We start from the raw sequence: 25,878 nt of genomic DNA on the forward strand, positions 1-25,878 counted from the left end.
CATGACCAGTCGCCTGCTCTACGTGATGGACCCGATGTGCTCCTGGTGCTGGGGCTTTGCCCCGGTTGCCCAGGCACTGGTAGAGCAGGCGCGCACCGCCGGCGTGCCGCTGGCACTGGTGATGGGTGGCCTGCGCACGGGGCAGGGCGCGGCATTGGAGCCGACCACCAAGCGCTACATCCTCGAACACTGGGAAGCGGTGCACCGTGCCACTGCCCAGCCGTTCCGCTTCGAAGACGCGCTGCCTGATGGCTTCGTCTACGACACCGAGCCGGCCTGCCGCGCCATCGTTACCGCGCGCCGCCTCGATGAAGACTGCGCCTGGGCGCTGGTCGGCGAAATCCAGCGGGCCTTCTATGTGCAAGGCCGCGATGTCACCCAGGCCAGCGTGCTTACCGAACTGGCCGAACAGGTCGGCCTGCCGCGCATCGAATTCGCCGAAGCCTTCGACAGCCAGGATAATCACCTGGCAACGCTCGCCGACTTCTCCTGGGCCCGCGACCTGGGCATCGCCGGTTTCCCCACGCTGCTGGCCGAGCGCGACGGCCAACTGGCCCTGCTGACCAACGGCTACCAGCCGCTGGGCGAACTCGCGCCGCTGCTGGCGCGCTGGCTGGAGCGTGGGCGGCATGCCTGAGCTGTCCGCTGACCGCCTGAGCTGGGCGGAGATTCGCCGGCTCGCTTTCCGTCATCGCAAGGCCCTGCTCCTCGCCAACCTGGTCGCCGTGCTGGCCACCGCCTGCAGCGTGCCGATCCCGCTGCTGCTGCCGCTGCTGGTGGACGAAGTGCTGCTGGGCAAGGGCGACGCTGCCCTCCAGGTGATGAACCTCTGGCTGCCCGCCGGCTGGCACAAGCCCGCCGGCTACATCGGCCTGATGCTGCTGGTGACCCTGGTGCTGCGCAGCTGCGCGCTGGTGTTCAACGTGTTGCAGGCCAAGCTGTTCGCGCGGCTGTCCAAGGACGTGGTGTACCGCGTACGCTTGCGCCTGATCGAGCGCCTGAAGCGCATCGCCCTGAGCGAGTACGAGACTCTCGGTGGCGGCTCGGTCAGCGCACACCTGGTGACCGATCTCGACACCCTCGACAAGTTCGTCGGCGACACCCTGAGCCGCTTCCTGGTGGCGTTGCTGACCTTGTGCGGCACCGCCGGCATCCTGATCTGGATGCACTGGAAGCTGGCACTGCTGATCCTGCTGTTCAACCCGCTGGTGATCTTCGCCACGGTGCAACTGGGCAAGCGCGTGAAGCACCTGAAGAAGCTGGAGAACGACAGCACCTCGCGCTTCACCCAGGCCCTGACCGAAACCCTCGAAGCCATCCAGGAAGTGCGCGCCGGCAATCGCCAGGGCTTCTTCCTCGGCCGCCTCGGCGTGCGCGCCCGCGAAGTGCGTGACTATGCCGTCGCCTCGCAATGGAAGAGCGATGCCGCCGGGCGCGCCAGCGGCCTGCTGTTCCAGTTCGGCATCGACCTGTTCCGCGCTGCGGCCATGGTCACCGTACTGTTCTCGGACTTGTCCATCGGCCAGATGCTGGCGGTATTCAGCTACCTCTGGTTCATGATCGGCCCGGTCGAGCAATTGCTCAGCCTGCAATACGCGTATTACGCCGCCGGCGGTGCGCTGGCGCGGATCAACGAGCTACTGGCCCGCGCCGATGAACCGCATTACGAACATCGCCGCGATCCGTTCGCCGGGCAGAACAGCGTCGGCATCCAGGTGCGCGACTTGAGCTTTGCCTACCGCGATGAGCTGGTGCTGGACGGTCTCGACCTGGATATCGCCCCCGGCGAAAAGGTCGCCATCGTCGGCGCCAGCGGCGGCGGCAAAAGCACCCTGGTGCAGTTGCTGCTGGGCCTCTACCAGCCGCAGTCCGGGACCATCCGCTATGGCGGCGCGGCGCTGGAGGAGATTGGCCTGGACTGCGTGCGCGAGCATGTCGCCGTGGTCCTTCAGCATCCGGCGCTGTTCAACGACACGGTGCGCGCCAACCTGACCATGGGCCGCGAGCGCGGCGACGAAGCCTGCTGGCGCGCCCTGGAAGTGGCGCAGCTGGCCGACACCATTCGCGCCCTGCCACAGGGGCTGGACAGCGTGGTCGGGCGTTCCGGCGTACGCCTCTCCGGCGGCCAGCGGCAGCGCCTGGCGATCGCTCGCATGGTGCTCGCCGAGCCGAAGGTGGTGATCCTCGACGAGGCTACCTCGGCGCTGGATGCCGCCACCGAGTATGCCCTGCACCAGGCTCTGCAGCGCTTCCTCGAAGGCCGCACCACGCTGATCATCGCCCACCGCCTGTCCGCGGTGAAACAGGCCGACCGCGTGCTGGTGTTCGATGGTGGGCGCATCGCCGAGGACGGTGATCACCAGCAACTGATCGCCGAAGGCGGACTCTACGCTCGCCTGTATGGCCACCTGCAGCAGGGCTGATCAGCCGTAGCGGGTAACTTCGAGGAAGGCCACGCAATTGCCCAGATCGTGGAAGACCCGCGCGCCGCCAATGTCGTTGTAGGGAATGCCCAGCAGCAGGTCGAGCAGGCAGGCGTCGCTGCGGTAATGCGGGCGCCAGTCGAGCAGCCCTTCGAGGTAGGCGATGTCCGGCACGCCGGGCAGGAAGTTGCCCATCAGCAGGCGACCGCCAGGCAGCAGGCGGGCGAACAGGTTGCGCGTCAGGTCGCGGGCGTCGTGGTCGTCGAGCACTTCGTACAGGCCGGGGGAGTAGATCAGATCGAAGCGGGTGAGGTCGGGGCGGCCGTAGAACAGGTCGTCCAGGGTGCACTGCTGCGTCAGCACACCGAGCGCGGCGTAGCAGGCCTCCACGGTCTGCAGCGACAGTGTCTGGGTGTCGAGGGCAACGAACTCGCGGAACTGACCGTGGCGCAGCGAGCGTGCCAGCTCGACCTCGCGCAGGTGTCCGCAGCCCACGCAGAGGATGCGCGCCTGGCCGCTGAGCTGATCGCAGCAGCGGTCGATCTCTCGCGCCAGCAATTGGCGGCGCGAGCGCAGTGCGCGAGACGCAGGGGCGGAGCTGGCGTAGCGGAACAACTCATCGGTTGGTCCGTCGGGCAGCAGTGAGCGCAGGGTGCTGTCGATGCCGTAGAGATAGTCCATCAGCACGGCGTTGCCGGCGCCTTCTCCCATCGGCCGTTCACGGCGCCGGGGGAAGGGCACCACACGCGGTGCTGCGGACGGCGGCGCGCCACCCGTGGCGAGCGCCAGCAGGTCGGCCTCGTCATCCCTCAGGTGACGCAGATGCTGTTCGAGTTGCTCGATGGCTTCGGTAAGCGAGTTCGGATTCTGCTGGGTGCCGTTGTCCATGCCGTCCACCTGAGAGAATGCTCAGTGATAAGAAAGCGCCACCGGCCTGGCCGGTGATCCGTCCAACACCTTAGGGGGCAGTTGGCCCCGGGCCATCATCTGAATGAATGACGGCCGCGAAAACTCAGCGCTGCCCGAGCCGCACCAGCAGGCTGACCAGTTCGGCCTGGCGGCTGGTGTTGGTCTTGCGGAACAGCGCGCGCAATTGGCTGCGTACCGTATTGATCGAGGTGCCGAGCTGGTCGGCGCAGTGTTCGGGTGTCAGGCCGCGTACCAGCAGGGCGCCCAGGCGCTGTTCGGCCGGGGTGAGGCCGAACAGGTCGCCCAGCAGACCGCTCTGGCGGTGCGCATCGAGCAGCGCCAGCAGCACCAGCGGGCGCTGGAAGGGCTGGTTGAAGCTTGCTTCGGCAGGCACCGGGGTGACCAGCAGCTCCTGCCCGCTGCCATCGTCCAGCGGTAGCCAACCGGCCTTTGCCTTGCCGGCGCGTGGCGCGGCCTGGCGCACCAGCGCCTGGAGCCTCGAGTCGTGCTGGCGGCAGTGCAGGCGGCCGAAGACTTCATGGAACAGCCCGGCGCGCTGCCCGAGCCGTTGCCGCGCCGCCTGGTTGGCGTAGAGCACGCGGGCATTGCCCTCCAGCAGCCACAGCGAGGTGGGGTGCCGGTCCAGCAGCAGGTCGCGGTGGGCCAGTTGCTGGCGCATCTCATCGATGCGTCCGAACATCCGTGCCGCACGGGTCAGATGCTCGCTCAGGCGGGTCAGCAAGGTTTGTTCCTGCGTATCGGGATAGCGAGCGCCGAGGCTGGTCAGCACCGACAGGTAGACGCCGCAGTTGGCCTGTTCGTTGAGCTTGAGGCAGGACACGTTGTGCATGCCGTTGGGGCGCTGGAACTCCTGGTAGTACGGATCGCGGGCGATGCGCTGCGGGCCGTACTCGTCGCGGTCGTGGTACCAGTGGCCTACCGGGCGGTGGAGCATGAACCCCTTGGACGGGTCGATGGTGCAGAACTCGCGGTTATAGGTTTCGATGGCGCCGGGATCGCAGAGGTTGATCTCGCTCGCCAGCGCGCCGCTCTCGGTCTGGTCCCAGAACAGCAGGGCGCCTTGCTGACGGCCGCTGGCGCAGATCAGTTCGGTGAGCAGCGGCAGCCAATTGGCCTCATCGAGCACGCACTCGTAGGTCAGGCCCACCAGCCGGTCGTACTGCATCTCCATATCCCGCTGCGGCATGGTCGCTCCATCGGTTGTTCGCGGATTGCACTTTGCACGATCGACTGAGGTATGGCACATGGCCTTAGCTGTCGCAAGGCCACTAATCGGCTGTTCGCGGCTAGTACCTGGCAGGCGACCAAGGCATTTTCCCTGCACGTTCCCGACATTTTCCGCCGGACGGCGGGTATCTAGCCGACCAAGCGTCATGCCGTCTGGTTTGTGGATTTCCCGTGATCGGCTAGAAGTTAAGAAGGGGCGGCCTGACAGAGATGTCCCCGAGGCGGAGAGGGTAACTCCGCCCTGTGGCCTGGCAGGGATCAGAAGAGGGAAGTCGAAACTGGTTATGGATGCAATGGGACTCTTGCCGACCCGGCGTACGACGCGTCTGCTCAAGCTGGTCTGGCCCTTCATGGTCGTGGTCCTGCTGCAGACGCTGATCGGCAGCGGCAGCTTCTTCATCCTCTCTGGCGTGCGCGCTTACGTCGGCGGCGAGAGCCTCTGGTCAAAGGGTCAGAAGGACGCCATCCATTACCTGCAACTCTACGGCCAGAGTCGGGACAGCGCGGATTACGCGCGTTACCGCGCCGCCATCGCCATTCCCCAGGGCGACCGGACCTTCCGCGCCGCCCTTGACCTCAATCAACCGGACTTTGCGCTGGCTCGCGCCGGAGCGTTGCAGGGCGGTATCCATCCCGACGACATTGGCGTGCTGATCTGGCTGTACCGCTACTTCCACGAGTACAGCTACTTCGATCAGGCGGTGAAGATGTGGATCATCGGCGACGCCTATCTCGATCAGTTGGAGCAACTGTCCGAGGAGATGAATGCGAGGATCCGCGCCAATGACGTCCGCCCGGGCGACCTGAGCTACTGGAACAGCCGTATCCAGGCGATCAACGACGGCGTCACACCGGCGGCCATGGCCTTCTCGGCCGCGCTGGGGCAGGGCTCGCGGATGATCATGTGGGTGCTGCTGGTCACCAACGGCGTCACTGGCCTGGCGCTGATCCTTCTGGCCGTGTGGCGCACGCGCAAGCTTCTGCACCAGCAACGCGCCTTCGAAAGTGCCCTGGACACTGAGCGGGAGCGCGCGCAGACCACCCTTGCGGCCATCGGCGACGGGGTGGTCACCCTCGACGAACATGAGTGCATCGCCTACTTCAACCCCGCGGCGGAGCGCCTGATCGGCTGGGACAATTCCATGGCCGTCGGCCTGCCGCTGCGCTCGTTGCTACGGGTGCTCGACGAGAGCTCCCAGGTTGAGGGCCTGCCGCTGGTCGGGCAGATCCTGCGTGGCGAAGTGGACGGCGGCAGCGAGACCAGCAAGCTGATCCAGCGCCTGGATGGCACCAGTGTGGCGGTGACCCTGGTGGCCACGCCGATCCATGCCGACAGGCGGGTGGTCGGCGTGGTGCTGGTGCTGCACGACATGACCCGCGAGCGCCAGTACATGGCCAGCCTCTCCTGGCAGGCGACCCACGACGCGCTGACCGGCCTGACCAACCGCCGCGAATTCGAATTCCGCCTCAAGCAGGCGCTGGAAAGCTCGGCGGACTCCCACGACCAGCATTCGCTGATGTACCTGGACCTGGACCAGTTCAAACTGGTCAACGACACCTGCGGCCACGCCGCCGGCGACGAACTGCTGCGCCAGGTCTGCTCGGTGTTGCAGCAGTGCCTGCGTGACGGCGACACCCTCGCGCGCCTTGGCGGCGACGAGTTCGGCATCCTACTGGAGCATTGCCCGCCGGACATGGCTGTGCAGATCGCCGAGCGCATCCGCCTGACCGTCCAGGCCCTGCATTTCATGTGGGAAGGCCGTGGCTTCAACATCACCGTGAGCATCGGCGTGGTGCACATTTCCGCGATGCTGGTATCGGTGGAGGAGGCGCTGCGCTGCGCCGACATGGCCTGCTACATGGCCAAGGAGAAGGGCCGCAACCGAGCCCAGGTGTTCCGCCCGGATGACACCGAGTTGTCCAACCGCGTCGGCGAAATGGCCTGGGTGCAGCGCATCCGCCTGGGGCTGGAGGAAGAGCGCTTCTGTCTCTACGCCCAGTCGATCTTCCCGGTCGACGACCGTGTGATGGAAGGCGCACACGTCGAGTTGTTGCTGCGCCTGAACGACGAGTGCGGCCGGCTGGTGGCGCCGATCAACTTCATCCCCGCCGCGGAACGCTACGGCCTGATGCCGGACATCGACCGCTGGGTGGTCGAGAACGCCTTCCGGACCCTGGCCGAGCGCATCGCCGATGGTGGTTACGAACCGATCCACACCTGCGCCATCAACCTCTCCGGCGCTACCATCGGTGACGACACCTTCCTCGATTTCCTCCGCGAGATGCAGCCGCGCTATGGCATCGAGCCGTCAAGCGTGTGCTTCGAGATCACCGAGACCAGCGCCATTGCCAACCTGGTCAACGCCACGCGCTTCATCCAGGAGCTCAAGGCCCTCGGGTACCGCTTCTCCCTGGACGATTTCTGCGCCGGCATGTCCTCCTTCGTCTACCTCAAGCATCTGCCGGTGGACTATCTGAAGATCGATGGCAGTTTCATCAAGGACATGCTCGAAGACCCCATCGACCGTGCCATGGTCCAGGTGATCAACCAGATCGGCCACGTGATGGGCAAACGCACCGTGGCGGAGTTCGTCGAAACGCAGGAAATCCTTGAAGTCCTGCGCGAAATAGGCATCGACTACGCCCAGGGTTACGGCCTGGCTCGGCCGCAACCCTTCAATCGCAGCTTCCTGCGTGAGACGCACGTCTCAGTCGTGGCAACCGACACAACCTCCGGACGGTGACGCGCAACCTATAGGGGACTAACCTGAGGCCTGATTTACCGGTGCTCGCATGGATCGACCAGCACGGAGCCTTGGATGAACGACACCTTTGTTCGAAGTGGGCCGCTCAAGGAGCTTTCCAGTTATCCGCACTGGGCGCAACGCCTGGTGCAGGAGTGCGAGACCAGCCGCCTGGCGGTGGTGGGCCATCCACTCTACGCTCGCATGCGAGACGGCCACCTGAGCCGGCAGACCATGCGCGCCTTCCTCATCGGCGGCTGGCAGGTAGTCGAGCAGTTCCCCCTGTACATGTCCCAGAACCTGCTCAAGACGCGCTTCGGCCGCAGCCCCGGCGAAGACATGGCGCGGCGCTGGTTGATGCGTAACATTCGCGTCGAACTCAATCATGCTGATTACTGGCTGCACTGGGCCGAGGCTTACGGCGTGACCCTCGCCGAGCTCAAGGCGCAATTGGTGCCGGCGGAGCTGCACGCCCTCGGTCATTGGTGCTGGCACACCTGCGCTACCGACGATCTGGCGCTGGCGATGGCGGCCACCAATTACGCCATCGAAGGTGCGACGGGGGACTGGTCGGCACTGGTCTGTTCCCTGGATACCTACGAACGCACCCTTCCGAGTGGCGCCCGCAAGGACGCCATGCGCTGGCTGAAGATGCACGCCCGCTACGATGACGATCACCCCTGGGAAGCGCTGGAGATCATCTGTACCCTCTGTGGCCCGCAGGTGCCGGTGCCGCGTGTGCTGGCGCTGCGCGAGGCCGTCTGCAAGAGCTACGGCTACATGCGCATGTTCCTTGACCACTGCCTCGCGCTGGAACAGGCGCAGGGCGGGGCGCGGCGCACTGCTTCGATGAAGGCGGCGGGGTAGTCTTCATCCGCGCTCAGGTCTCTGTCGGCATGGGAGCGGGGTGATGCCATCCCCTCACCCTGGCTGTGCACCCTTTGCAGAGGGAAAGGGGGCGGTTCGGTGTGATGGCCTGCCTCGGTGCCTGCCGGATAGCCGCCTTAATGACCCTTTTCCCCGGGGGCACGCCGGGCGCCCCCTCTTTCTCGGCAGAGGGCCGAGGTTAGGGGCGCTTCCAGCGCTCGGTGATCCAGCTTCAAGGCACGAGAATGATCTTCTCGCTGCTGCCTTCGTTGATCTCGTGATAACGCTGGATACCCTCGCTCAGTGGCACTTCGCGCAGGCCGCCGGGCAGCGGCAGCCTGCCGTCGTCGAACCACTGGCCGAACTGACGCAGCATCGCGGCGCAGGCGACCGTGTCGTACAGCAGCGAATTCACCCCCACCACCGAACCGCCTCGGCGATACAGCGCCAGGGCCGGCAACTGCACGTGGCCGTCCACTGGCGCGGCGATGATAGCGATACGGCCGAAGGTGGCGAGGGCGGAAACGGCGGCCGGCAGCCAGAAACCGGTGGTATCGAAAATCACCTCGGCGCCGCCGGGGAAATGTTCGTCCACCTGCGCCGCCAGCGTTTCCGCGGAGTCCAGCAGGAGGCTCGGGATGCCTTGGGCCTGCAGTTCCACCTGCGACTCGGCGCGCCGCACTGCGCCCAGCACCTGCGCGCCTCGGGCCTTGGCCAGGGACATGGCCGCCGCGCCGACAGCGCCGGAGCCGATCACCAGCAGGCGCGTCCCCTTGCCGACCTGGCTACGCTCCAGGGCATCCCAGGCGGTGGTGAAGGGGACGCCGCAGCTGGCGGCCTGGGCGAAGCTCATGCGCTCTGGCATCAGCGCCACGCCGCCGAGCGGTACGCTCATCAGTTGGGCGTGACTGCCATTGCGGGTGAAGCCCAGGCCCTTGCCGGTGCCCCAGACGGATTTGCCGAGCAGCTCGGTCGGGCCTTTCACCACGGTGCCGGCAAAGTCGCGGCCGGGCACGCGGGGCAGGGTCGTGTAGGGGAAGCGGCCGAGGACATTCTTGACGTCGCTGGGGTTCAGGCCGGCGGCGTGGACTTCCACCAGCACCTCGTCGGTGGCGGGCACCGGATCGGCGATTTCGGTGAAGCTCAGGGCGGCGAGGTCGCCGGTGCGGTCGAATTGCAGGGCTTTCATGGCACGGGTCCTTGGCAAGCAGTGGGAGATGGGATCAGTGGAACCAGCGGGTCAGCAGCGGCAGGGCGTTCTCGCCGATCTGCATGCCCAGCAGGCCGACCAGCGCCACCAGCGGCGGTGCTGGCGAACGGAAGTCGAGGAAGTGGTAGGCCAGGCCGACGGCAATGCCGATGGCCAGGGAGATCAGGTAGCTCATGTGTCCTCCGTGGATCGCTCCGGCGGCTGGATGGGATAGGGGCAGTCTAGGGACTGCTGGAGGGTGTCGCCGGTCAGGGACTTCGGAATATCGGACAGATGTCGGTGGGGAGTATGGGATGGGCGTGCACCCGCGTAGGAGCGGACTTCGTCCGCGATGTGCCTGCCTTGCTCTGAAGTTTCCTGCGTTGCTTCGGCGTGTGCTGATGGATTGGGTTTCGCCTCTCGGCGAGTCCCTTTTGTCAAACGCCACAAAAGGAACCAAAAAGTCTTGCCCCTCCATCCGGTTTTTCGCCTAGGCGAAAAATTCCCTCGTTGAAAGGGGGGGGGTCGGAGTGTGCGGATACTTCTCTGGAAGTCTTCCATAGGCTGGAGCCAGAGCCGAAGCGTGGAGCATGCTTTTCCTGTAGGAGCGAGCTTGCTCGCGAACCCGCCCCGTGCCGGCGCTGATCGCGAATCACGAAGAAGCGCCGCTCCCGAAACGATGCGCTACCGGGCGCAATACTCCGAAGGCGCCACGCCCAGCTCGCGCCGGAACATCTCGCTGAAGCTGCCCGGCTGGTACCCCAGACCATGGGCGATCTGGCTCACCGGCATACCCTCGTTGAGTTGCGCCACCGCCGTGGCCAACTGCACCTGCCGCCGCCACTGGGCGAAGCCCATGCCCAGGCTGCGCTGGAACAGGCGGGCGAGGGTGCGCACGCTGGCGCCGGCGTCGGCGGCGTGCTGCTCGAAGGAAATCTCCTGGCTCGGCTTGGCCATCACCGTCAGGCACAGGTTCAGCAGGCGGCGGTCGGAATCCTCCGGCAGCGGTACGCGCAGCAGCAGGCTTCGGGCTCTTTGCAGCTCCAGCACGGCCAGTTGCGACAGCGCCTGGTAGTAGTCAGTGTCTGGCTCGCGCTCGTGCTGCACCAGCGTGACGATCAGCTCGCGCAGCAGCCCGCCGACCTCGAATGCCTGCACCTGCTCACCCAGCGAGTCCGCCGTGCCCGGCCGCAGATAGATGTTGCGCATCTGCAGCTCGCTGACCACGCGGATGCCGTGGGGCACCTGGGGCGGCAGCCAGACGGCACGATTGGGCGGCACCAGCAGCGCTTCGGAGGGGGTCTCCAGCCACATCACCCCGGACATCGCATAGAGCACCTGCCCCCAGTCATGGGAGTGCGGCTCGATGTGCAGGCCGCGCGGATAGCTGCGGGCGAGGGCGCGCAGTGGCGCGGGCGTGGCGTCGAAATCGGGGGGAGCGGCGCGGGCCATGGGACGATTCGGGCAGGGGAGATGGGCCGCATGGTAGCCGCCGCGTGACGGCCTGACGAGTACGCGGCACTCGCACTGGCACGCCGGCGCTCCACCTTGTCACGAAGTCTTTACGGTGCGGCGGCATGCCGCACGGGGCTTTGGGCGACGTAAGGATTTCTTGCCGCGCCGCAGCTCCCGTGGCCCCGGTAACGCCCCGCCGGTGGCTTGTTCCAAAGCGCCGCGACGGTTGTGATGAAGGTATTCCAAACGCCTGGACGGCTCCTGCGCCGAACCAGCCGATAACGACAACGAGGAGGCCGGATGAACGCCGTGACCAAGATCGAGCAACACAACCCCATCGGCACCGACGGCTTCGAGTTCGTCGAATTCACCGCCCCCGACGCCCAGGGCATCGAGCAACTGCGCCAGCTGTTCACCGGCATGGGCTTCACCGAGACCGCCAAGCACCGTTCCAAGGAAGTCTTCCTGTTCCAGCAGAACGACATCAACATCGTGCTCAACGGCAGCCCCACCGGCCACGTCCACGAGTTCGCCAGGAAGCACGGGCCGAGCGCCTGCGCCATGGCCTTCCGGGTGAAGAATGCCGCCCAGGCCGCCGCCTACGTCGAGTCCCAGGGCGCCAAGCTGGTGGGCAGTCACGCCAACTTCGGCGAGCTGAACATCCCCTGCGTCGAGGGCATCGGCGGTTCGCTGCTGTATCTCGTCGACCGTTATGGCGACAAGAGCATCTATGACGTCGACTTCGAGTTCATCGAAGGCCGCAGCGCCACCGACAACGCCGTCGGCCTGCTGTGCATCGACCACCTGACCCACAACGTCAAGCGCGGCCAGATGGACGTCTGGTCCGGCTTCTACGAGCGCATCGCCAACTTCCGCGAGATCCGCTACTTCGACATCGAAGGCAAGCTCACCGGCCTGCTGTCCCGCGCGATGACCGCGCCCTGCGGGAAGATCCGCATCCCGATCAACGAGTCGGCGGACGACAAGTCGCAGATCGAGGAATTCATCCGCGAGTACCACGGCGAAGGTATCCAGCACATCGCCCTGTCCACCAACGACATCTACGAAACCGTGCGCCAGCTGCGCGCCAACGGCGTGGACTTCATGAGCACCCCGGACACCTACTACGCGAAGGTCGATACCCGCGTCGCCGGCCACGGCGAATCCCTGAAGGACCTGCGCGATCTGAACATCCTGATCGACGGCGCGCCGGGCGACGACGGCATCCTGCTGCAGATCTTCACCAACACGGTGATCGGCCCGATCTTCTTCGAGATCATCCAGCGCAAGGGCAACCAGGGCTTCGGCGAGGGCAACTTCAAGGCCCTGTTCGAATCCATCGAGGAAGACCAGATTCGCCGTGGCGTGATCTCCGATCAGTAAATCGCTAGCAGGGTGGCCGCGCGTAGCGTGGCCACCCTCGGAGAAACGCCATGCTCACCCTGTACTCCTACTGGCGCTCCAGCGCCGCCTACCGTGTGCGCATCGCGCTCGGCCTCAAGGGCCTGGCCTACCGCCAGGTGCCCGTGCACCTGGTGAAGGACGGCGGCCAGCAGCACGCTGCCGACTACAAGGCGCTCAATCCCCAGGAACTGGTGCCGCTGCTGGTGGACGGTGACGCGCGCATTGCCCAGTCCCTGGCCATCCTCGAATACCTCGACGAAACCCATCCGCAACCCGGCCTGCTGCCGCGCGATGCGCTGCAGCGTGCGCAGGTTCGTGCACTGTCCCTGCATATCGCCTGCGACATTCACCCGCTGAACAACTTGCGTGTGCTGCAGTACCTCAGCGGCCCGCTGGCGGTGGTGGACGAGGCGAAGACGGCATGGATTCGCCACTGGGTCGAAACCGGCCTGCACGCGCTGGAGGAGGGCGTAACCAACTGGAGCGGCCCGCTATCCCTCGGCGAGCGTCCCGGCTACTTCGAGGCCTGTCTGATTCCCCAGCTGTACAACGCCCGTCGCTTTGACTGCGACCTCTCCGGCTGCCCGCGCCTGCTCGCCATCGCCGCGCGCTGCGAGCTACTCGAAGCCTTCCAGCAGGCCGCCCCGGAGGTGCAGCCCGACGCCCAGTAACCCTGTAAACCAGCCTTCCCGCTCCACCGCTCTTTAGCCTTGCCTTGCCCGCACCGCCTGGCCACAAGCCGGGCGGCCGAATCCCGTCACAGATAAAAACAACAGGTGACGCATGACGCGTGAAACTCAACACGCAGGCCAGCTCCAGCGCGGCCTGAAGAATCGCCATATCCAGCTGATCGCCCTCGGCGGCGCCATCGGTACCGGGCTGTTCCTCGGCTCGGCCGGGGTGCTCAAGTCCGCCGGCCCGTCGATGATCCTCGGTTATGCCATCGCCGGCTTCATTGCCTTCCTGATCATGCGCCAGCTCGGCGAAATGATCGTCGAGGAGCCCGTGGCCGGCTCCTTCAGCCACTTCGCGCACAAGTACTGGGGCGGCTTCGCCGGCTTCCTCTCGGGCTGGAACTGCTGGGTGCTGTACATCCTGGTGGGCATGTCGGAGCTCACCGCGGTGGGCAAGTACATCCACTACTGGTGGCCGGACGTACCGACCTGGGCCACGGCGGCAGTCTTCTTCGTGGTGGTCAATGCGATCAACCTGTTCAACGTGAAGGCCTTCGGCGAGGCGGAGTTCTGGTTCGCCATCATCAAGGTCGCCGCCATCGTCGGCATGATCGCCCTGGGCTGCTACCTGCTGGCCAGCGGCACCGGGGGCGAGCAGGCAACCGTGAGCAACCTGTGGGCCCACGGCGGCTTCTTCCCCAATGGCATCAGCGGGCTGGTGATGGCCATGGCGATCATCATGTTCTCCTTCGGCGGGCTGGAGATGCTCGGCTTCACCGCCGCGGAGGCCGACCAGCCGAAAAAGGTGATCCCCAAGGCGATCAACCAGGTGATCTACCGCATCCTGATCTTCTACATCGGCGCGCTCACCGTGCTGCTCTCGCTGACCCCATGGGACAGCCTGCTGCAGACCCTCAACGCCTCCGGCGACTCCTACAGCGGCAGCCCCTTCGTACAGATCTTCTCGATGATCGGCAGCGGCACCGCGGCGCACGTTCTCAACTTCGTGGTGCTCACTGCCGCGCTGTCGGTCTACAACAGCGGCACCTACTGCAACGGCCGCATGCTGGTGGGCCTGGCGGAGCAGGGCGATGCCCCGCGCGCGCTGGCCAAGGTGGACAGCCGTGGCGTGCCGGTGCGCTCGCTGATGGTCTCCGCGGCGGTGACCTTCCTCGCCGTGCTGGTGAACTACCTGGTGCCGGCCCGCGCGCTGGAGTTGCTGATGTCCCTGGTGGTCGCCGCGCTGGTGATCAACTGGGCGATGATCAGCCTGGCGCACCTGAAGTTCCGCGCGCACATGGATGCCGAGGGCAAGCGCAGCGCCTTCCGGGCCGTCGCCTATCCGGCGGCCAACTGGCTGTGCCTGGGCTTCGTGGTGTTCATCCTCGGCGTCATGCTGCTCACGCCGGGCATCCAGATCTCGGTCTACGCGATCCCGGTGTGGTTGCTGGTGATGTACGGTTGCTATCGCCTCAAGCGCCAGCCGGCGGCGCACAGCAGCGCCAGCGCCGCGCTGGCTGACTGACCTGGCGGCCTGATCCTACGTTGGGTCGAGCCGCGCGCGATTGACCGCGTGGCCCGATCCTTCCTAGAGTGACCGGGCCATTTTTCGTCAGAGGGATACTCATGAAAAAAGCACTTTGGCTGCTCGCGGCGGCCGTGCCGGTCATCCTCGTCGCTTGCGGCGGTGAAGAGAAGAAAGCACCCCAGGTCGATGCGCTGGTCCTGCCCGGCGACGCCAAGCTGGATTCGCGCAGCGTCTCGTACAAGTGCGAGGACGGCCGCAAGATCAGCGTGCAGTACCTGAACAAGGGCGACAACAGCCTGGCCGTAGTGCCGGTGACGGACGCCTCCAGCCTGGTCTTCGCCAACGTCATCTCCGCCTCCGGTGCGCGCTATGCCGCCGGGCAGTACGTCTGGTGGACCAAGGGCGAAGACGCGACCCTGTACAAGGACTGGAAAGGCGGCGAGCCCGCCGATGGCGTGGCCTGCAAGGAGCGTTGATGCTTCCTGCACTGCGCTGACGAAAAAGCCCGGCATTGGCCGGGCTTTTTCATGGGTGGATCAATCTGCGTCGACAACGGGAGCAGCCGTAGGATGGCGTGGAGCGCAGCGATACCCATCGATTCTTTGCGGCATCGCTGATGGGTATCGCAAGCTCCACCCATCCTCCGTCGAGCCAAATGATCAGAAAGTGAACTCCAGGTTCACCGTCGGCGTCGAGGTGCGGGTGCCACGCCCGCCATCCACGCCGAACTTGTTGTGCCAGTACTCGTAGCCCACGCCCAGCCACAGGTTCGGCTGGCGCTTGGTGCCGGGCAGGGTGGCGAACATCAGCGAGGTACGGACCAGCGTCTCCGGCGCGGTGTCGTTGTCGTTGTAGTCCTCGCCCTTCTCCCCGGTGTAGTTCAGGAAGCCCTGGAACTTCGCGCCGTGGTCGCCCAGCTGGAATGGCCGCAGCCAGGTCAGGTTGAGCATGTAGGTGGTATCGAAGGTGTGGTCTGGGTGTTTCGCGTTGGGGATGCCGGAGTGGTTCTTCTCGCGGTAGTAGAACAGCGAGAGGTCCAGCACGCCGGGGCCGTTGAACTTGATGGTCGGGCCGAACACCAGCGCGCGCTTCTTCGCCGAGCCCAGGTTGTTGTTGCGGCTGGCGTCGAAGCCGAAGGTGAAGGCGTGGTCCTTCACCAGGCCCTTGCCCTGCGGCAGGTCGAACACCCGCGAGGCGAACAGCTGGCTGCGGAATACCCCGTAGACCTCGCTGCTGCCGTGGTCGGTGCCCTTGCGCGGATCATCGCTGTCGGACTGCAGCACATCGAGGTGGAAGAAGTTGCTGCCGTAGCGGTAACCGTCGGCGTGGCTGAAGCTGAAGATGCGCTTGCTGATGTCGTGCGGGTTGTTCGGGTTGGTGAAGCCCTTGCCGTAGCGGAAGCCCAGCGTGTTGCTGGTCCACTCGAAGAAGCGATCGTCTTCGGCCTGCGCCATGCCCAGCGGGGCGAGGACTAGTGCAGTACCGAGGGCGAACCGGCGGCCGTTGCTCAGGCGGCGGCTGGAACGCGGTTGGGGGCGGGCGGCGCCAACGGCCGTCGTCGCGGATGAAACCATGCTGCACCTCTGTCTTTTTCTTGTTTTTGTGGCTGGGGGGCCGGCGTCCCGCAGGAGGAACTGCGGTCGGTGACAGGCTGGGTTCTAATGGTGAATTGATGACATTGCAAGAAAAACTTGTACACAAATTCGTATACAAAAATTGACGCAGAAGTCAGGAACGGGCGCTTCACGGCGGGCTAGATGGCTTCGGGACACCAGCGGCGCTGCGCGGTATCCTGACGTTCATTTCCACTTTGAATGCTTCCCATGCTGCAGATTTCCAACACGGTGCAGATCCCCGATGCGGAGATCGAGCTGACTGCCATCCGCGCCCAGGGCGCCGGCGGGCAGAACGTCAACAAGGTGTCCAGCGCGGTGCACCTGCGCTTCGATGTGCGCGCCTCGTCCCTGCCGGAGTTCTACAAGGAACGCCTGCTCGCGCTCAGCGACCAGCGCATCACCAGCGACGGCGTGGTGGTAATCAAGGCGCAGCAGTTCCGGACCCAGGAACAGAATCGCGAGGACGCTCTCAACCGCCTGGCGGAGCTGATCCGCAGCGCCACGAAAGTGGAGAAGAAGCGCCGCCCGACCAAGCCGACGCTGGGCTCGAAGACGCGCCGGCTGGAGGGCAAGAGCAAGCGTGGGTCGATCAAGGCGGGGCGGGGGAAGGTGGACTTCTGAAGCGATAACGCGCCCTGCAGGAGCGCACCACACGCGCTCCTGCAGGAAACTCCAGTGGCGCCTCAGCGCACCAGCATCCCCGTGAATACATAGGCCTGCGCGAGGGTGATCAGCCCGATGAACGCGGCGAAGATCAGGCTGTGCTTGACCGTGAAGCGGAACAGGTCCGACTCGCGCCCGACCATGCCGGTGGCCGCGCAGGCCACGGCGATGGACTGCGGCGAGATCATCTTGCCGGTCACCCCGCCGGTGGTGTTGGCGGCCACCAGCAGCGTGTCGCTCACGCCGAGTTGGTGCGCGGTGGTCGCCTGCAGCGAGCCGAACAGGGCATTGGATGAGGTGTCCGACCCGGTGAGGAATACCCCCAGCCAGCCGAGGAAAGGCGAGAAGAACGGGAAGGCCGCTCCGGTTCCGGCGAGCACCAGCGCCAGGGTGGTGGACATCCCCGAGTAGTTGGTGACGAAGGCGAAGGCCAGCACCATGCCGATGGTCAGTACCGGCCACTTCAACTCCTTCAGTGTCTCGCCGAAGGTCGCTGCGCCGCTCTTCGCGCCAATACGCAGGATGGCCATGGAGACCAGTGCTGCAAGGAAGATCGCCGTGCCGCTGGCCGAGACCAGGTCGAACTTGTAGACCGCCGGCATCGGCGTCGGGTTGGCGACAATCGGCGCGGCCTTCAGTACCAGCTGGTCGAGGTAGGGCACGGCGATCACCGCCACCCAGCTTTCCAGCGCGCCGCCGGGCAGGAACAGCGCCTTGAACGGCTTCATGGTCCAGATAGTCACCAGCACCGTGAGGATCAGGAACGGCGACCAGGCCTTGAAGATCTGCCCGAAGCTGTACTGGGATTCGCGTTGCCTTCCGCCGCCTCCACCACCCAGGCCGCCGAGCGTCGTGGTGCCGTCGGCGTTGAGGCTGGAGAACTCCGTCTCACGCAGGTTCACCGGTTGCCACACGCGCAGGAACAGCGTCAGGCAGACCATGCTCAGCAGTGCGGAGGTGATGTCCGGCAGTTCCGGGCCGATGAAGTTGGAGGTGAGGAACTGGCTGATCGCGAAGGTACCGCCGGCCACCAGCAGCGCCGGCCAGGTTTCGCGCACTCCGCGCCAGCCGTCCATCATCGCCACCAGCCAGAACGGCACGATCACCGACAGGATCGGCAACTGCCGCCCGGCCATGGCGCCGATCTTGAAGGCATCCACGCCCGACACCTGCCCGGCGACGATGATCGGGATGCCCAGCGCACCAAAGGCCACCGGCGCGGTGTTGGCGATCAGGCACAGCCCTGCCGCATACAGTGGGTTGAAGCCCAGGCCGACCAGCAGCGCCGCGGTGATCGCCACCGGTGCGCCGAAGCCCGCCGCGCCTTCGAGAAAGGCACCGAAGGAGAAGCCGATCAGCACCACCTGCAAACGCTGGTCAGTGGTGATCGCCAACACCGAGCTGCGGATGATCTCGAACTGCCCGCTCTTCACCGTCAGCTTGTAGAGGAACACTGCGGCCACGATGATCCAGGCGATCGGCCAGAGCCCGTAGAAGAAACCGTAGATCGCCGAGGCCAGCGCCTTGTCCACCGGCATATGGTAGACGGTGACGGCGATCAGCAGCGACAGCAGCAGGGTGATCGCCCCCGCGATGTGGCCCTTCAAGCGGAACACCGCCAGGGCGAGGAAGAAGAAGATGATCGGCACGAGGGCCGCCAGTGCCGACAGCCCGAGGCTGCCGAGCGGGGTGTAGAGCTGTTGCCAGGTTTGCATGGGGATTGTCCCTTGTTGTTGTGGATGCACACGGCAAAGCGTCAGCGGTGGATAACTTTTGTCGGTGGTGCGTTGGACGGCGGTCGGCGATGTGCCGGCGCCCATGGAAAAAGCCCCGGCACGCGGCGCGTAGCGGGGCTTCTAAACAACGAGGCGGGCGAGCTTTCGCGGGGGTCGCCGCCGGCCCGCTTGAAGCCGACGGCGACTGCAGCCCGGACGCTGGGCACCTGACGCCAGAGCCGCGTGGACGACTTCACAGCGCCGCCACGCCTGCGCTGGCGACCTGCGCATCTTCCCCGGCTTTCACGCCGGAGACGCCGACCGCGCCGATCACCTGGCCTTCGACGACGACCGGCACGCCGCCTTCGAGCGAAGTGATCAGCGGCGCGCTGACGAAGGCCACGCGGCCGTTGTTGACCATGTCCTCGTAACCCTTGGTTTCACGCCGGCCCAGCGCCGCGCTGCGGGCCTTTTCGGTGGCGATGTAGGCACTGGCCGGCGCGCAGCCGTCGAGGCGCTCCAGGGCCAGCGGGTGGCCGCCGTCGTCCACTACCACGATGGACACCGCCCAGTGATTGCGCTGCGCCTCATCGCGGGCGGCGGCGAGGATGCGGCCGACCTCCTGCTGGGTCAGAACGGCTTTGTTGAGCATGCTTGCACCTCGCCTTGAGAGTGGGGTTGCGGCGCGTCGGCCAGCGCTTCCTCCACCAGTTCGATCCAGTGCCGAACCGGCGTGCGTCCCGCGCCGCCCAGGTGTGTCTGGCAGCCGATATTGGCGGTGACGATGACCTCGGGGTTGCCGCTTTCCAGTGCCTGCATCCGGTTGTCGCGCAGCCGCCTGGACAGCGCCGGCTGGGTCAGCGAATAGGTGCCGGCGGAGCCGCAGCACAGGTGGCTGTCCGGCACGCCGGTGAGGCTGAAGCCCAGGCGTGTGAGCACGCTTTCCACCGCGCCGCCAAGCTTCAGCGCGTGCTGCAGCGTGCAGGGGCAGTGGAAGGCCAGGCGGCGGTCGCCCTGCAGGTGGAGTTCTTCCAGCGGCTCGTCGCGCAGCACTTCGGAGAGGTCGCGGGACAGCTCGCTGATCCGCTTCGCCTTGGCGGCGTAAGCGGTGTCGCGTTCCAGCAGATGGCCGTAGTCGCGGACGAAGGCGCCGCAGCCGCTGGCCGTCTGCACGATGGCCTCGGCGCCGGCTTCGATGGACGGCCACCAGGCGTCGATGTTCCGGCGTGCACGCTCAAGGCCTTGCGCCTGGGCATTCAGGTGATAGTCCACGGCGCCGCAGCAACCGGCGTCCGCCGCCGGGATCACGCTGATGCCCAGGCGATCCAGCACCCGCGCTGCAGCGGCATTGGTGTTGGGCGACAGCGCCGGTTGCACGCAGCCTTCGAGCATCAGCATGCGCCGGGTGTGGTGTGGTTTCGGGCGTTCCACGGGTGGGTGCGGATGGCGCGGCAGTTTGCTCTGCAGGCTCTCCGGCAGCAGTGGGTAGAAGGTCCGCCCGGCCTTGGCCAGCGCGCCGAACAAAGCGGCATTCGGCACCACGGCGCGCAGGCCGCGACGCATCGCGCGCTCGCCGAAGGTTCGCGGCACCTGCTCCTCGACCACCGCGCGGCCGATGTCCAGCAGGTTGTGGTAGTCCACCCCGGAAGGGCAGGTGCTTTCGCAATTGCGGCAGCTCAGGCAGCGGTCCAGGTGCTCGCGGGTGCTGGCGCTGGGATCAACGCCTTCGAGCACCTGCTTGATCAGGTAGATGCGCCCGCGCGGGCCGTCCAGTTCGTCGCCCAGCAACTGGTAGGTCGGGCAGGTGGCGGTGCAGAAGCCGCAGTGCACGCAGGAGCGCAGGATGCGCTCGGCTTCCTCGGCGCGCGGCAGGTGCCTGGCCTGTTCGCTCAGGTTGGTTTGCATCAGAGCTCCCTGTACATCCGGCCGGGGTTGAAGATGCCTTGCGGGTCCAACTGCTGCTTGAGGCTGCGGTGGTAGCGCAGCAGGGCGGCAGGCAGTGGATGGAACGCATCGTCACCCGGCGCGTAGCGAGTGGCGTGGCCGCCGAACTCGGCGACGCTGTGGCGGATCAGCTCGGCGTCCGCGTCGGACTTCAGCCAGCGCTGCGCGCCGCCCCAGTCGATCAGTTGTTCACCCGGCAGGGCTATCGCCGGGGTCGCGTTGGGCAGTGACAGCCGCCACAGCGTGCCGGGGCCGGTGAAGAAGCCGAGGCGCTGCTCGCGCAAGTCCTGCCAGTAGGTACTGTCGATCTCCTCGCCACCCAGGCGCAGGCGGGCGGAACACACGGAGCCTTCGCCGCCTTCCAGACGCAGATGCAGCGCCGCTCCGTCGTGGCAGGCGGCGGTGATCGGGATCGGTTGCGCACCCCATTCCGCCAGTTCTCCCAGCGCCTGGTGAACGTCCATTTGCAGGCGCAGGCTGGCGCACATCCGGGGTTTGGGCAGCACCTTCATCGACACTTCGGTGATCAGCCCCAGGCAGCCGAAACTGCCGGCGAGCAAGCGGGAGAGGTCATAGCCGGCGACGTTCTTCATCACCTCGCCGCCGAAGCGCAGCAGCTTGCCATGGCCGGTGATCACCCGTGTGCCCAGCACGTAGTCGCGCACCGAGCCCGACCAGGGCCGGCGCGGGCCGGATATCCCGGCCGCGACCATGCCGCCGAAGGTTGCCGTGGAAAAGTCTGGTGGCTCGCAGGGCAGCATCTGCCCGGCGGCCTCCAGCGCCGCTTCGATCTCCGCCAGCGGCGTGCCGGCGCGGGCGGTGAGCACCAGCTCGGTCGGGTCGTAGCTGACGATGCCGCAATGGGCGCGGGTATCCAGGTCCACGCCGTTCACCGGGCGGCCGAGGAAGGCCTTGCTGTCACCGCCGCGAAGGCGCAGCGGCGTTCGAGCGTGGAGCGCTTGGTTCACCTGTTCGAGCAGGTCGGCACTGGCATCGGCCATCAGAAACGCTCCAGGTCGGGGAAGGGCAACTGGCCGTGGTGCACGTGCATGGCGCCGAATTCGGCGCAGCGGTGCAGGGTCGGGATGTTCTTGCCGGGGTTGAGCAGGCGGTCCGGGTCGAAGGCCGCTTTCACCGCATGGAACAGGGTCAGCTCGTCGCTGTTGAACTGCGCACACATCTGGTTGATCTTCTCGCGCCCCACGCCGTGTTCGCCGGTGATGCTGCCGCCCACCGCCACGCAGAGTTCGAGGATCCTGCCGCCGATGGCCTCGGCGCGCTCCAGCTCGCCGGGCAGGTTGGCGTCGAAGAGGATCAGTGGGTGCATGTTGCCGTCGCCGGCATGGAATACGTTGGCCACGCGCAGGCCGAATTCCTTCGACAACTCGGCGATGCCGTGCAGCACGCGCGGCAGTTCGCGGCGCGGGATGGTGCCGTCCATGCAGTAGTAGTCCGGGGAGATGCGCCCCACCGCGGGGAAGGCGTTCTTGCGCCCGGCCCAGAAGCGCACGCGCTCGGCCTCGTCGCAGGCCAGCCGCACATCGGTGGCGCCGGCCGTGCGCAGCACGCCGTCGACGCGCTGGCAGTCGTCCTGTACGTCGGCTTCCACGCCATCCAGTTCGCACAGCAGGATGGCCGCGGCGTCCACCGGGTAGCCGGCGTGGATGAAGTCCTCGGCGGCACGGATCGACAGGTTGTCCATCATCTCCAGCCCGCCGGGGATGATGCCGGCGGCGATGATATCGGCCACCGCGCGGCCGGCCTTTTCCACCGAATCGAAACTGGCCAGCAGCACCCGCGCCACCTGCGGCCGGGGCAGCAGCTTGACGGTGACCTCGGTGACGATGCCAAGCATGCCTTCGGAGCCGGTGAACAGCGCCAGCAGGTCGAAGCCGGGGCTGTCGAGGGCGTCGCTGCCCAACGTCAGGTGCTCGCCTTCGACGGTGAGGATGTCCACCTTCAGCAGGTTGTGCACGGTCAGGCCGTACTTGAGGCAATGCACGCCGCCGGCGTTCTCGGCGACGTTGCCGCCGATGGAACAGGCGATCTGCGACGACGGATCGGGTGCGTAGTAAAGCCCGTGCGGCGCGGCGGCCTGGGAGATCGCCAGGTTGCGCACGCCGGGTTGCACGCGGGCGAAGCGGCCGGCGGTGTTCACTTCGAGGATACGGTTGAAGCGCGCCATCACCAGCAGGATGCCTTTCTCCAGCGGCAGCGCACCGCCGGACAGGCCCGTACCCGCGCCACGCGCCACCACCGGTACCTGGCGCGCATGGCAGAGCTTGAGCAGCGCCTGCACCTGCTCGATACGCTCGGGCAGCGCCACCAGCATCGGCACGCTGCGGTAGGCGGAGAGGCCGTCGCACTCATAGGGCTTCAAGTCTTCGGCGCGGTGCAGCAGTTCGAGGTCGGGCAGTGTCGCGCGCAGCTCGGCGAGCAGGGCGGACTTGTCGACGGCAGGCAGCGCGCCGTCGACGCGCTCGTCGTAGAGGATATTCATGGGCCACGGTGCTCTGATCTTGTTATTGGACGAGCCCGTCAGGCGGGCTTCATGAGCCACAGCGCCGTGAACATGCGGCCGCCGCTTCGCGGGCGTCCATCGGCTTTCACACTGGTCGGACCAGTTGTTGCGTGCTGCTGCGCTGGAAACGCCCCGTCATGGCGGCTAGGGTTGTTGGGCATGAGGCAGGTGGTTACCTGCTGGTCCTACCAGTTGTGGAGCCATTCGATGACCAGCATCCAGCAGCGCAAGCAGCGCGTCGCCGACCAGGTGGCGGAAAAGATCGAGCGCCTGATCGTCGATGGCGTACTCAAGGTCGGCCAGGCGTTGCCGTCGGAACGGCGCCTGGTGGAGAAGCTCGGCTGCTCGCGCTCGGCGTTGCGTGAAGGGCTGCGCGCGTTGCGCGGACGCGGCATCGTCGATACCGAGCAGGGGCGGGGATCGTTCGTTGCCGACCTGACCGGCGCCGAGGACATCTCGCCGCTGATGCACCTGTTCCGCTCGCAGCCGCGCACGCTCTACGACCTGCTGGAAGTGCGCGCGCTGCTGGAGGGCGAGTCTGCCCGGCTGGCCGCCCTGCGCGCCACGGAGGTCGACCTGTTGCTGATCGGCCGGCGCTTCGAGGAGATGCATGCGGCTTTCGACGAGCCGCAACCGCTGGACCCACGCGAACACGCGCGGCGCGACCACGCCTTCCACCAGGCGGTCAGCGAGGCCTCGCACAACCCGGTGCTGGTGCATACGCTGCAGTCGCTCAACGAGCTGATGCTCAGCACCGTGTTCGCCTCGGTGAACAACCTCTACAACCGCCCGCCGCAGAAGCGCCAGATCGATCGCCAGCATGCGCGGCTGTATCGCGCCATCGTCGAGCGCCAGCCGGAACAGGCCCAGCGCGCCGCCCGCGAGCATATCCACGGCGTGCGCGACAATCTGCGGGAGATCGAGCAGGAGGAACAGCGGCTGGTGCGCGCGACCTTGCGCATGGAAGGCTGGAAATAACGCGGGAGCGGAACGCCGGCTTTCAGGCTTGCGTCGGCGCCGGGCGTTTTGCCGTGGAGGCGGATTTTGCCCGCGATGCCGGTTTGGCGGTTTCACTGCGCGCCTTGCGCTCGCGCATCTCCGCCAGCATGCGTTCGGCATTCGCCGCGCAACCCATGCCCTCGGGTTTGTTCTCGATACCCTCGATCACTTCCAGCAGGCGTAAACGGTTCTGCCGCAGTTGCCGCTCCATCGCCTCGATCTCCGCGACCTTGCGGCGCAGGCCGGCGACGAGTTCGCCGTGGCCGTTCTCGATGGGGCTGGAGTGCGGCAGCAGGCTGCGGATTTCCTCCAGGGTGAAACCGGTCTGCTGGGCGCTGCGGATGATTTCCAGCAGGTCGAGGGTTTCTGCCGGGTACTCGCGGTAGCCGTTGGCCAGGCGGCGGGCCGGAGCGATCAGCCCGCTGGCTTCGTAGAAGCGGATGCGCGAGGGGGCGAGGCCGCTGAGCCTGGCCAGTTCACCGATTTTCATGCAGGGCTCCGAAGGGGCTTGACCTTGAAGTGAACTTTAAACTTAACCTCGCTGCCGTCACAACCCATCAGGACAACCTCGGAGCCTAGCCATGTCGCCCTTCCAGCCCCTGCGCCTGCCCAACGGCGGCGAAGTCCCCAACCGTATTGCCAAGGCCGCCATGGAAGAGAACATGGCCGATGCCGACCAGGCGCCTTCGGCTGCCTTGCTGCGCCTCTACCAGGCCTGGGCGGACGGCGGCGTCGGCCTGATCCTCAGTGGCAACGTGATGATCGACGGCCGCGCCATGACCGGCCCCGGCGGCGTGGTGCTGGAAAATGACCGGCATCTGGAGCGCTTCCGCGAATGGGCGCGCATCGGCCGTTCCCGGGGGGCGCAGTTCTGGTTGCAGTTGAACCATCCTGGCCGCCAGGTGCAGACCAACCTCGGCCAGGGCGCCATCGCGCCGTCGGTGGTGCCGCTGGAGATGGGCAAGTTCTCCAAGCTGTTCGCCGTCGCCCGCGAGATGACCGAGGCCGATATCGCCGAGGTGATCCGGCGTTTCGTCCGCGCCGCGCAGCTGTCCGAGCAGGCCGGCTTCACCGGCGTGCAGATCCACGCGGCCCACGGCTACCTGCTCAGCCAGTTCCTTTCGCCGCTGGCGAACAAGCGCCAGGATCGCTGGGGCGGTTCGCTGGAAAACCGTGCGCGGCTGCTGCTCGAGGTCGTGCGTGCGGTGCGTGCCGCAGTGTCGCCGGAGTTCTGCGTGGGGGTGAAGATCAATTCCGCGGACTTCCAGCGCGGCGGCTTCGACGCCAGCGATGCGCGCCAGGTGATCGAGTGGCTGAACGACGAGAAGGTCGACCTGGTCGAGCTGTCCGGCGGCAGCTACGAGGCGCCGGCGATGCAGGGCGACGCCCGTGACGGCCGTACCCTGGCGCGGGAGGCCTACTTCCTCGAATTCGCCCGCGAGATGCGCGAAGCGGCGCGCATGCCGCTGATGGTCACTGGCGGCATCCGTCGTCTGCCGGTGGCGGAACAGGTGCTGGACAGCGGGCTGGACATGGTCGGCATCGGCACCGCCCTGGCCCTGGAGCCGCAACTGGTACTGCACTGGCAGCGTGGCAGCCAGACCCAGCCGCAACTGCCGCCGATCCGCTGGCGCTCCAAGCCGCTGGCGGCGCTGGCCTACATGGCGCTGGTCAAGCTGCAGCTGCACCGCATCGGCGCCCACCGTGCGCCCAACCCGCAGGCTTCGCCGTGGCGCACGCTGGTGATGGAGCAGTGGCGCACGCTGCGCCGGGCCAAGCAGTACCGCCGCTGGGCGGCTAGGCAGGCGGGATGATCTTCACCGGCTGACGCCTTCGTAGGATGGCGTGGAGCGAAGCGATACCCCTCGACTCCTGCCGCATTGGCAGCATGGGTATCGCCTAGGCTCCACCCATCCTACGGTGGTGTTCTTCCGGGGAGTTCGCGCATGCGCTCTTGCGAGAACCCTCGGGCCTGGCCG

At 66.5% G+C, this 25,878-nt stretch carries 23 protein-coding genes; 11 read left to right on the forward strand and 12 right to left on the reverse strand.

What is annotated here, in order from left to right:
• Position 1 precedes the first annotated feature (1 nt).
• Both LDJ84_RS09400 and LDJ84_RS09405 read left to right on the forward strand, forming a co-directional pair.
• Positions 2 to 637, forward strand: coding sequence for a DsbA family protein (locus tag LDJ84_RS09400; RefSeq protein ID WP_226046252.1), 636 nt, complete (start codon positions 2 to 4; stop codon positions 635 to 637).
• On the forward strand, positions 630 to 2,423 hold the full coding sequence (locus LDJ84_RS09405) for an ABC transporter ATP-binding protein (RefSeq protein ID WP_226046253.1): 1,794 nt from the start codon (positions 630 to 632) through the stop codon (positions 2,421 to 2,423). Before LDJ84_RS09400 ends, LDJ84_RS09405 begins: the two co-directional genes overlap by 8 nt.
• On the opposite strand, the gene LDJ84_RS09410 is transcribed toward LDJ84_RS09405, so the two are convergent.
• Positions 2,424 to 3,311: a class I SAM-dependent methyltransferase gene (locus LDJ84_RS09410; RefSeq protein WP_065086442.1), complete on the reverse strand. Its 888-nt coding sequence runs from the start codon at positions 3,309 to 3,311 to the stop codon at positions 2,424 to 2,426.
• 124 nt (positions 3,312 to 3,435) lie between these two features.
• Entirely contained in the window at positions 3,436 to 4,539 is a 1,104-nt protein-coding gene (locus LDJ84_RS09415; protein ID WP_226046254.1) for a helix-turn-helix transcriptional regulator, read from the reverse strand.
• A 334-nt stretch (positions 4,540 to 4,873) separates the two neighbouring features.
• On the opposite strand from LDJ84_RS09415, the gene LDJ84_RS09420 reads away from it, so the two are divergent.
• Positions 4,874 to 7,324, forward strand: coding sequence for an EAL domain-containing protein (locus tag LDJ84_RS09420; protein ID WP_169887377.1), 2,451 nt, complete (start codon positions 4,874 to 4,876; stop codon positions 7,322 to 7,324).
• A gap of 75 nt (positions 7,325 to 7,399) precedes the next feature.
• Positions 7,400 to 8,191 (forward strand): TenA family transcriptional regulator, encoded by a 792-nt coding sequence (locus LDJ84_RS09425; protein ID WP_024764366.1) that lies wholly within the window; start codon positions 7,400 to 7,402, stop codon positions 8,189 to 8,191.
• Between the two features lie 232 nt (positions 8,192 to 8,423).
• On the opposite strand, the gene LDJ84_RS09430 is transcribed toward LDJ84_RS09425, so the two are convergent.
• From LDJ84_RS09430 to LDJ84_RS09440, 3 genes are all read right to left on the reverse strand, one after another.
• On the reverse strand, positions 8,424 to 9,380 hold the full coding sequence (locus LDJ84_RS09430) for a quinone oxidoreductase family protein (RefSeq protein WP_226046255.1): 957 nt from the start codon (positions 9,378 to 9,380) through the stop codon (positions 8,424 to 8,426).
• A 34-nt stretch (positions 9,381 to 9,414) separates the two neighbouring features.
• A complete protein-coding gene (locus LDJ84_RS09435; protein ID WP_081754002.1) occupies positions 9,415 to 9,576 on the reverse strand; it encodes a DUF1427 family protein in 162 nt (53 codons plus the stop codon).
• A 488-nt stretch (positions 9,577 to 10,064) separates the two neighbouring features.
• Positions 10,065 to 10,832 carry an AraC family transcriptional regulator gene (locus tag LDJ84_RS09440; protein ID WP_065086447.1) on the reverse strand — a complete coding sequence of 256 codons (768 nt, stop codon included), beginning with the start codon at positions 10,830 to 10,832 and terminating at the stop codon, positions 10,065 to 10,067.
• 303 nt (positions 10,833 to 11,135) lie between these two features.
• Here LDJ84_RS09440 and hppD point away from each other — a divergent pair, with 303 nt between their 5' ends.
• The 4 genes from hppD to LDJ84_RS09460 all read left to right on the forward strand — a co-directional run bounded on the left by hppD (position 11,136) and on the right by LDJ84_RS09460 (position 14,917).
• The gene (hppD, locus tag LDJ84_RS09445) at positions 11,136 to 12,218 is read left to right on the forward strand and encodes a 4-hydroxyphenylpyruvate dioxygenase (protein WP_024764364.1); all 1,083 of its coding nucleotides are present in this window, start codon (positions 11,136 to 11,138) and stop codon (positions 12,216 to 12,218) included.
• A 50-nt stretch (positions 12,219 to 12,268) separates the two neighbouring features.
• A complete protein-coding gene (maiA, locus tag LDJ84_RS09450) occupies positions 12,269 to 12,910 on the forward strand; it encodes a maleylacetoacetate isomerase (protein WP_226046256.1) in 642 nt (213 codons plus the stop codon).
• Positions 12,911 to 13,022: 112 nt separating this feature from the next.
• Entirely contained in the window at positions 13,023 to 14,438 is a 1,416-nt protein-coding gene (locus LDJ84_RS09455; RefSeq protein WP_084359793.1) for an amino acid permease, read from the forward strand.
• 101 nt (positions 14,439 to 14,539) lie between these two features.
• Positions 14,540 to 14,917 (forward strand): MliC family protein, encoded by a 378-nt coding sequence (locus LDJ84_RS09460; protein WP_024764361.1) that lies wholly within the window; start codon positions 14,540 to 14,542, stop codon positions 14,915 to 14,917.
• 183 nt (positions 14,918 to 15,100) lie between these two features.
• Here LDJ84_RS09460 and LDJ84_RS09465 read toward each other — a convergent pair whose 3' ends face one another.
• Positions 15,101 to 15,895: a nucleoside-binding protein gene (locus LDJ84_RS09465; RefSeq protein ID WP_226046570.1), complete on the reverse strand. Its 795-nt coding sequence runs from the start codon at positions 15,893 to 15,895 to the stop codon at positions 15,101 to 15,103.
• A gap of 369 nt (positions 15,896 to 16,264) precedes the next feature.
• On the opposite strand from LDJ84_RS09465, the gene arfB reads away from it, so the two are divergent.
• A complete protein-coding gene (gene arfB / locus LDJ84_RS09470; RefSeq protein WP_024764359.1) occupies positions 16,265 to 16,678 on the forward strand; it encodes an alternative ribosome rescue aminoacyl-tRNA hydrolase ArfB in 414 nt (137 codons plus the stop codon).
• Between the two features lie 62 nt (positions 16,679 to 16,740).
• Here arfB and LDJ84_RS09475 read toward each other — a convergent pair whose 3' ends face one another.
• The 5 genes from LDJ84_RS09475 to glcD all read right to left on the reverse strand — a co-directional run bounded on the left by LDJ84_RS09475 (position 16,741) and on the right by glcD (position 22,879).
• A complete protein-coding gene (locus LDJ84_RS09475) occupies positions 16,741 to 18,435 on the reverse strand; it encodes a lactate permease LctP family transporter (RefSeq protein WP_065086450.1) in 1,695 nt (564 codons plus the stop codon).
• A gap of 253 nt (positions 18,436 to 18,688) precedes the next feature.
• The gene (locus LDJ84_RS09480; RefSeq protein ID WP_024764357.1) at positions 18,689 to 19,087 is read right to left on the reverse strand and encodes a heme-binding protein; all 399 of its coding nucleotides are present in this window, start codon (positions 19,085 to 19,087) and stop codon (positions 18,689 to 18,691) included.
• A complete protein-coding gene (glcF, locus tag LDJ84_RS09485; RefSeq protein WP_037016817.1) occupies positions 19,066 to 20,340 on the reverse strand; it encodes a glycolate oxidase subunit GlcF in 1,275 nt (424 codons plus the stop codon). The genes LDJ84_RS09480 and glcF overlap by 22 nt, the downstream gene beginning before the upstream one ends.
• A complete protein-coding gene (glcE, locus tag LDJ84_RS09490; RefSeq protein WP_065086451.1) occupies positions 20,340 to 21,380 on the reverse strand; it encodes a glycolate oxidase subunit GlcE in 1,041 nt (346 codons plus the stop codon). The genes glcF and glcE overlap by 1 nt, the downstream gene beginning before the upstream one ends.
• Positions 21,380 to 22,879, reverse strand: coding sequence for a glycolate oxidase subunit GlcD (glcD, locus tag LDJ84_RS09495; protein ID WP_084359818.1), 1,500 nt, complete (start codon positions 22,877 to 22,879; stop codon positions 21,380 to 21,382). The genes glcE and glcD overlap by 1 nt, the downstream gene beginning before the upstream one ends.
• 228 nt (positions 22,880 to 23,107) lie before the next feature.
• Here glcD and glcC point away from each other — a divergent pair, with 228 nt between their 5' ends.
• Entirely contained in the window at positions 23,108 to 23,878 is a 771-nt protein-coding gene (glcC, locus tag LDJ84_RS09500) for a transcriptional regulator GlcC (RefSeq protein ID WP_024764353.1), read from the forward strand.
• Between the two features lie 22 nt (positions 23,879 to 23,900).
• Here glcC and LDJ84_RS09505 read toward each other — a convergent pair whose 3' ends face one another.
• Positions 23,901 to 24,389: a MerR family transcriptional regulator gene (locus tag LDJ84_RS09505; RefSeq protein ID WP_024764352.1), complete on the reverse strand. Its 489-nt coding sequence runs from the start codon at positions 24,387 to 24,389 to the stop codon at positions 23,901 to 23,903.
• Positions 24,390 to 24,480: 91 nt separating this feature from the next.
• Here LDJ84_RS09505 and LDJ84_RS09510 point away from each other — a divergent pair, with 91 nt between their 5' ends.
• The gene (locus LDJ84_RS09510; protein WP_024764351.1) at positions 24,481 to 25,713 is read left to right on the forward strand and encodes an NADH:flavin oxidoreductase/NADH oxidase family protein; all 1,233 of its coding nucleotides are present in this window, start codon (positions 24,481 to 24,483) and stop codon (positions 25,711 to 25,713) included.
• Positions 25,714 to 25,878 lie beyond the last annotated feature (165 nt).

The sequence above is a fragment of the Pseudomonas sp. HS-18 genome, assembly GCF_020401845.1.
GTDB lineage: Bacteria > Pseudomonadota > Gammaproteobacteria > Pseudomonadales > Pseudomonadaceae > Pseudomonas > Pseudomonas nitroreducens.

Bases quoted from the DNA above. Each gene is read 5' to 3' on its own strand.
- LDJ84_RS09410 (WP_065086442.1), bottom strand. From the start codon at position 3,311: ATGGACAACGGCACCCAGCAGAATCCGAACTCGCTTACCGAAGCCATC.
- arfB (WP_024764359.1), top strand. From the start codon at position 16,265: ATGCTGCAGATTTCCAACACGGTGCAGATCCCCGATGCGGAGATCGAG.
- glcD (WP_084359818.1), bottom strand. From the start codon at position 22,879: ATGAATATCCTCTACGACGAGCGCGTCGACGGCGCGCTGCCTGCCGTC.
- LDJ84_RS09460 (WP_024764361.1), top strand. From the start codon at position 14,540: ATGAAAAAAGCACTTTGGCTGCTCGCGGCGGCCGTGCCGGTCATCCTC.
- LDJ84_RS09480 (WP_024764357.1), bottom strand. From the start codon at position 19,087: ATGCTCAACAAAGCCGTTCTGACCCAGCAGGAGGTCGGCCGCATCCTC.
- LDJ84_RS09510 (WP_024764351.1), top strand. From the start codon at position 24,481: ATGTCGCCCTTCCAGCCCCTGCGCCTGCCCAACGGCGGCGAAGTCCCC.
- LDJ84_RS09430 (WP_226046255.1), bottom strand. From the start codon at position 9,380: ATGAAAGCCCTGCAATTCGACCGCACCGGCGACCTCGCCGCCCTGAGC.
- LDJ84_RS09435 (WP_081754002.1), bottom strand. From the start codon at position 9,576: ATGAGCTACCTGATCTCCCTGGCCATCGGCATTGCCGTCGGCCTGGCC.
- LDJ84_RS09505 (WP_024764352.1), bottom strand. From the start codon at position 24,389: ATGAAAATCGGTGAACTGGCCAGGCTCAGCGGCCTCGCCCCCTCGCGC.
- glcE (WP_065086451.1), bottom strand. From the start codon at position 21,380: ATGGCCGATGCCAGTGCCGACCTGCTCGAACAGGTGAACCAAGCGCTC.
- maiA (WP_226046256.1), top strand. From the start codon at position 12,269: ATGCTCACCCTGTACTCCTACTGGCGCTCCAGCGCCGCCTACCGTGTG.
- hppD (WP_024764364.1), top strand. From the start codon at position 11,136: ATGAACGCCGTGACCAAGATCGAGCAACACAACCCCATCGGCACCGAC.
- LDJ84_RS09400 (WP_226046252.1), top strand. From the start codon at position 2: ATGACCAGTCGCCTGCTCTACGTGATGGACCCGATGTGCTCCTGGTGC.
- LDJ84_RS09405 (WP_226046253.1), top strand. From the start codon at position 630: ATGCCTGAGCTGTCCGCTGACCGCCTGAGCTGGGCGGAGATTCGCCGG.
- LDJ84_RS09440 (WP_065086447.1), bottom strand. From the start codon at position 10,832: ATGGCCCGCGCCGCTCCCCCCGATTTCGACGCCACGCCCGCGCCACTG.
- glcC (WP_024764353.1), top strand. From the start codon at position 23,108: ATGACCAGCATCCAGCAGCGCAAGCAGCGCGTCGCCGACCAGGTGGCG.
- LDJ84_RS09415 (WP_226046254.1), bottom strand. From the start codon at position 4,539: ATGCCGCAGCGGGATATGGAGATGCAGTACGACCGGCTGGTGGGCCTG.
- glcF (WP_037016817.1), bottom strand. From the start codon at position 20,340: ATGCAAACCAACCTGAGCGAACAGGCCAGGCACCTGCCGCGCGCCGAG.
- LDJ84_RS09455 (WP_084359793.1), top strand. From the start codon at position 13,023: ATGACGCGTGAAACTCAACACGCAGGCCAGCTCCAGCGCGGCCTGAAG.
- LDJ84_RS09420 (WP_169887377.1), top strand. From the start codon at position 4,874: ATGGGACTCTTGCCGACCCGGCGTACGACGCGTCTGCTCAAGCTGGTC.
- LDJ84_RS09425 (WP_024764366.1), top strand. From the start codon at position 7,400: ATGAACGACACCTTTGTTCGAAGTGGGCCGCTCAAGGAGCTTTCCAGT.
- LDJ84_RS09465 (WP_226046570.1), bottom strand. From the start codon at position 15,895: ATGGCGCAGGCCGAAGACGATCGCTTCTTCGAGTGGACCAGCAACACG.
- LDJ84_RS09475 (WP_065086450.1), bottom strand. From the start codon at position 18,435: ATGCAAACCTGGCAACAGCTCTACACCCCGCTCGGCAGCCTCGGGCTG.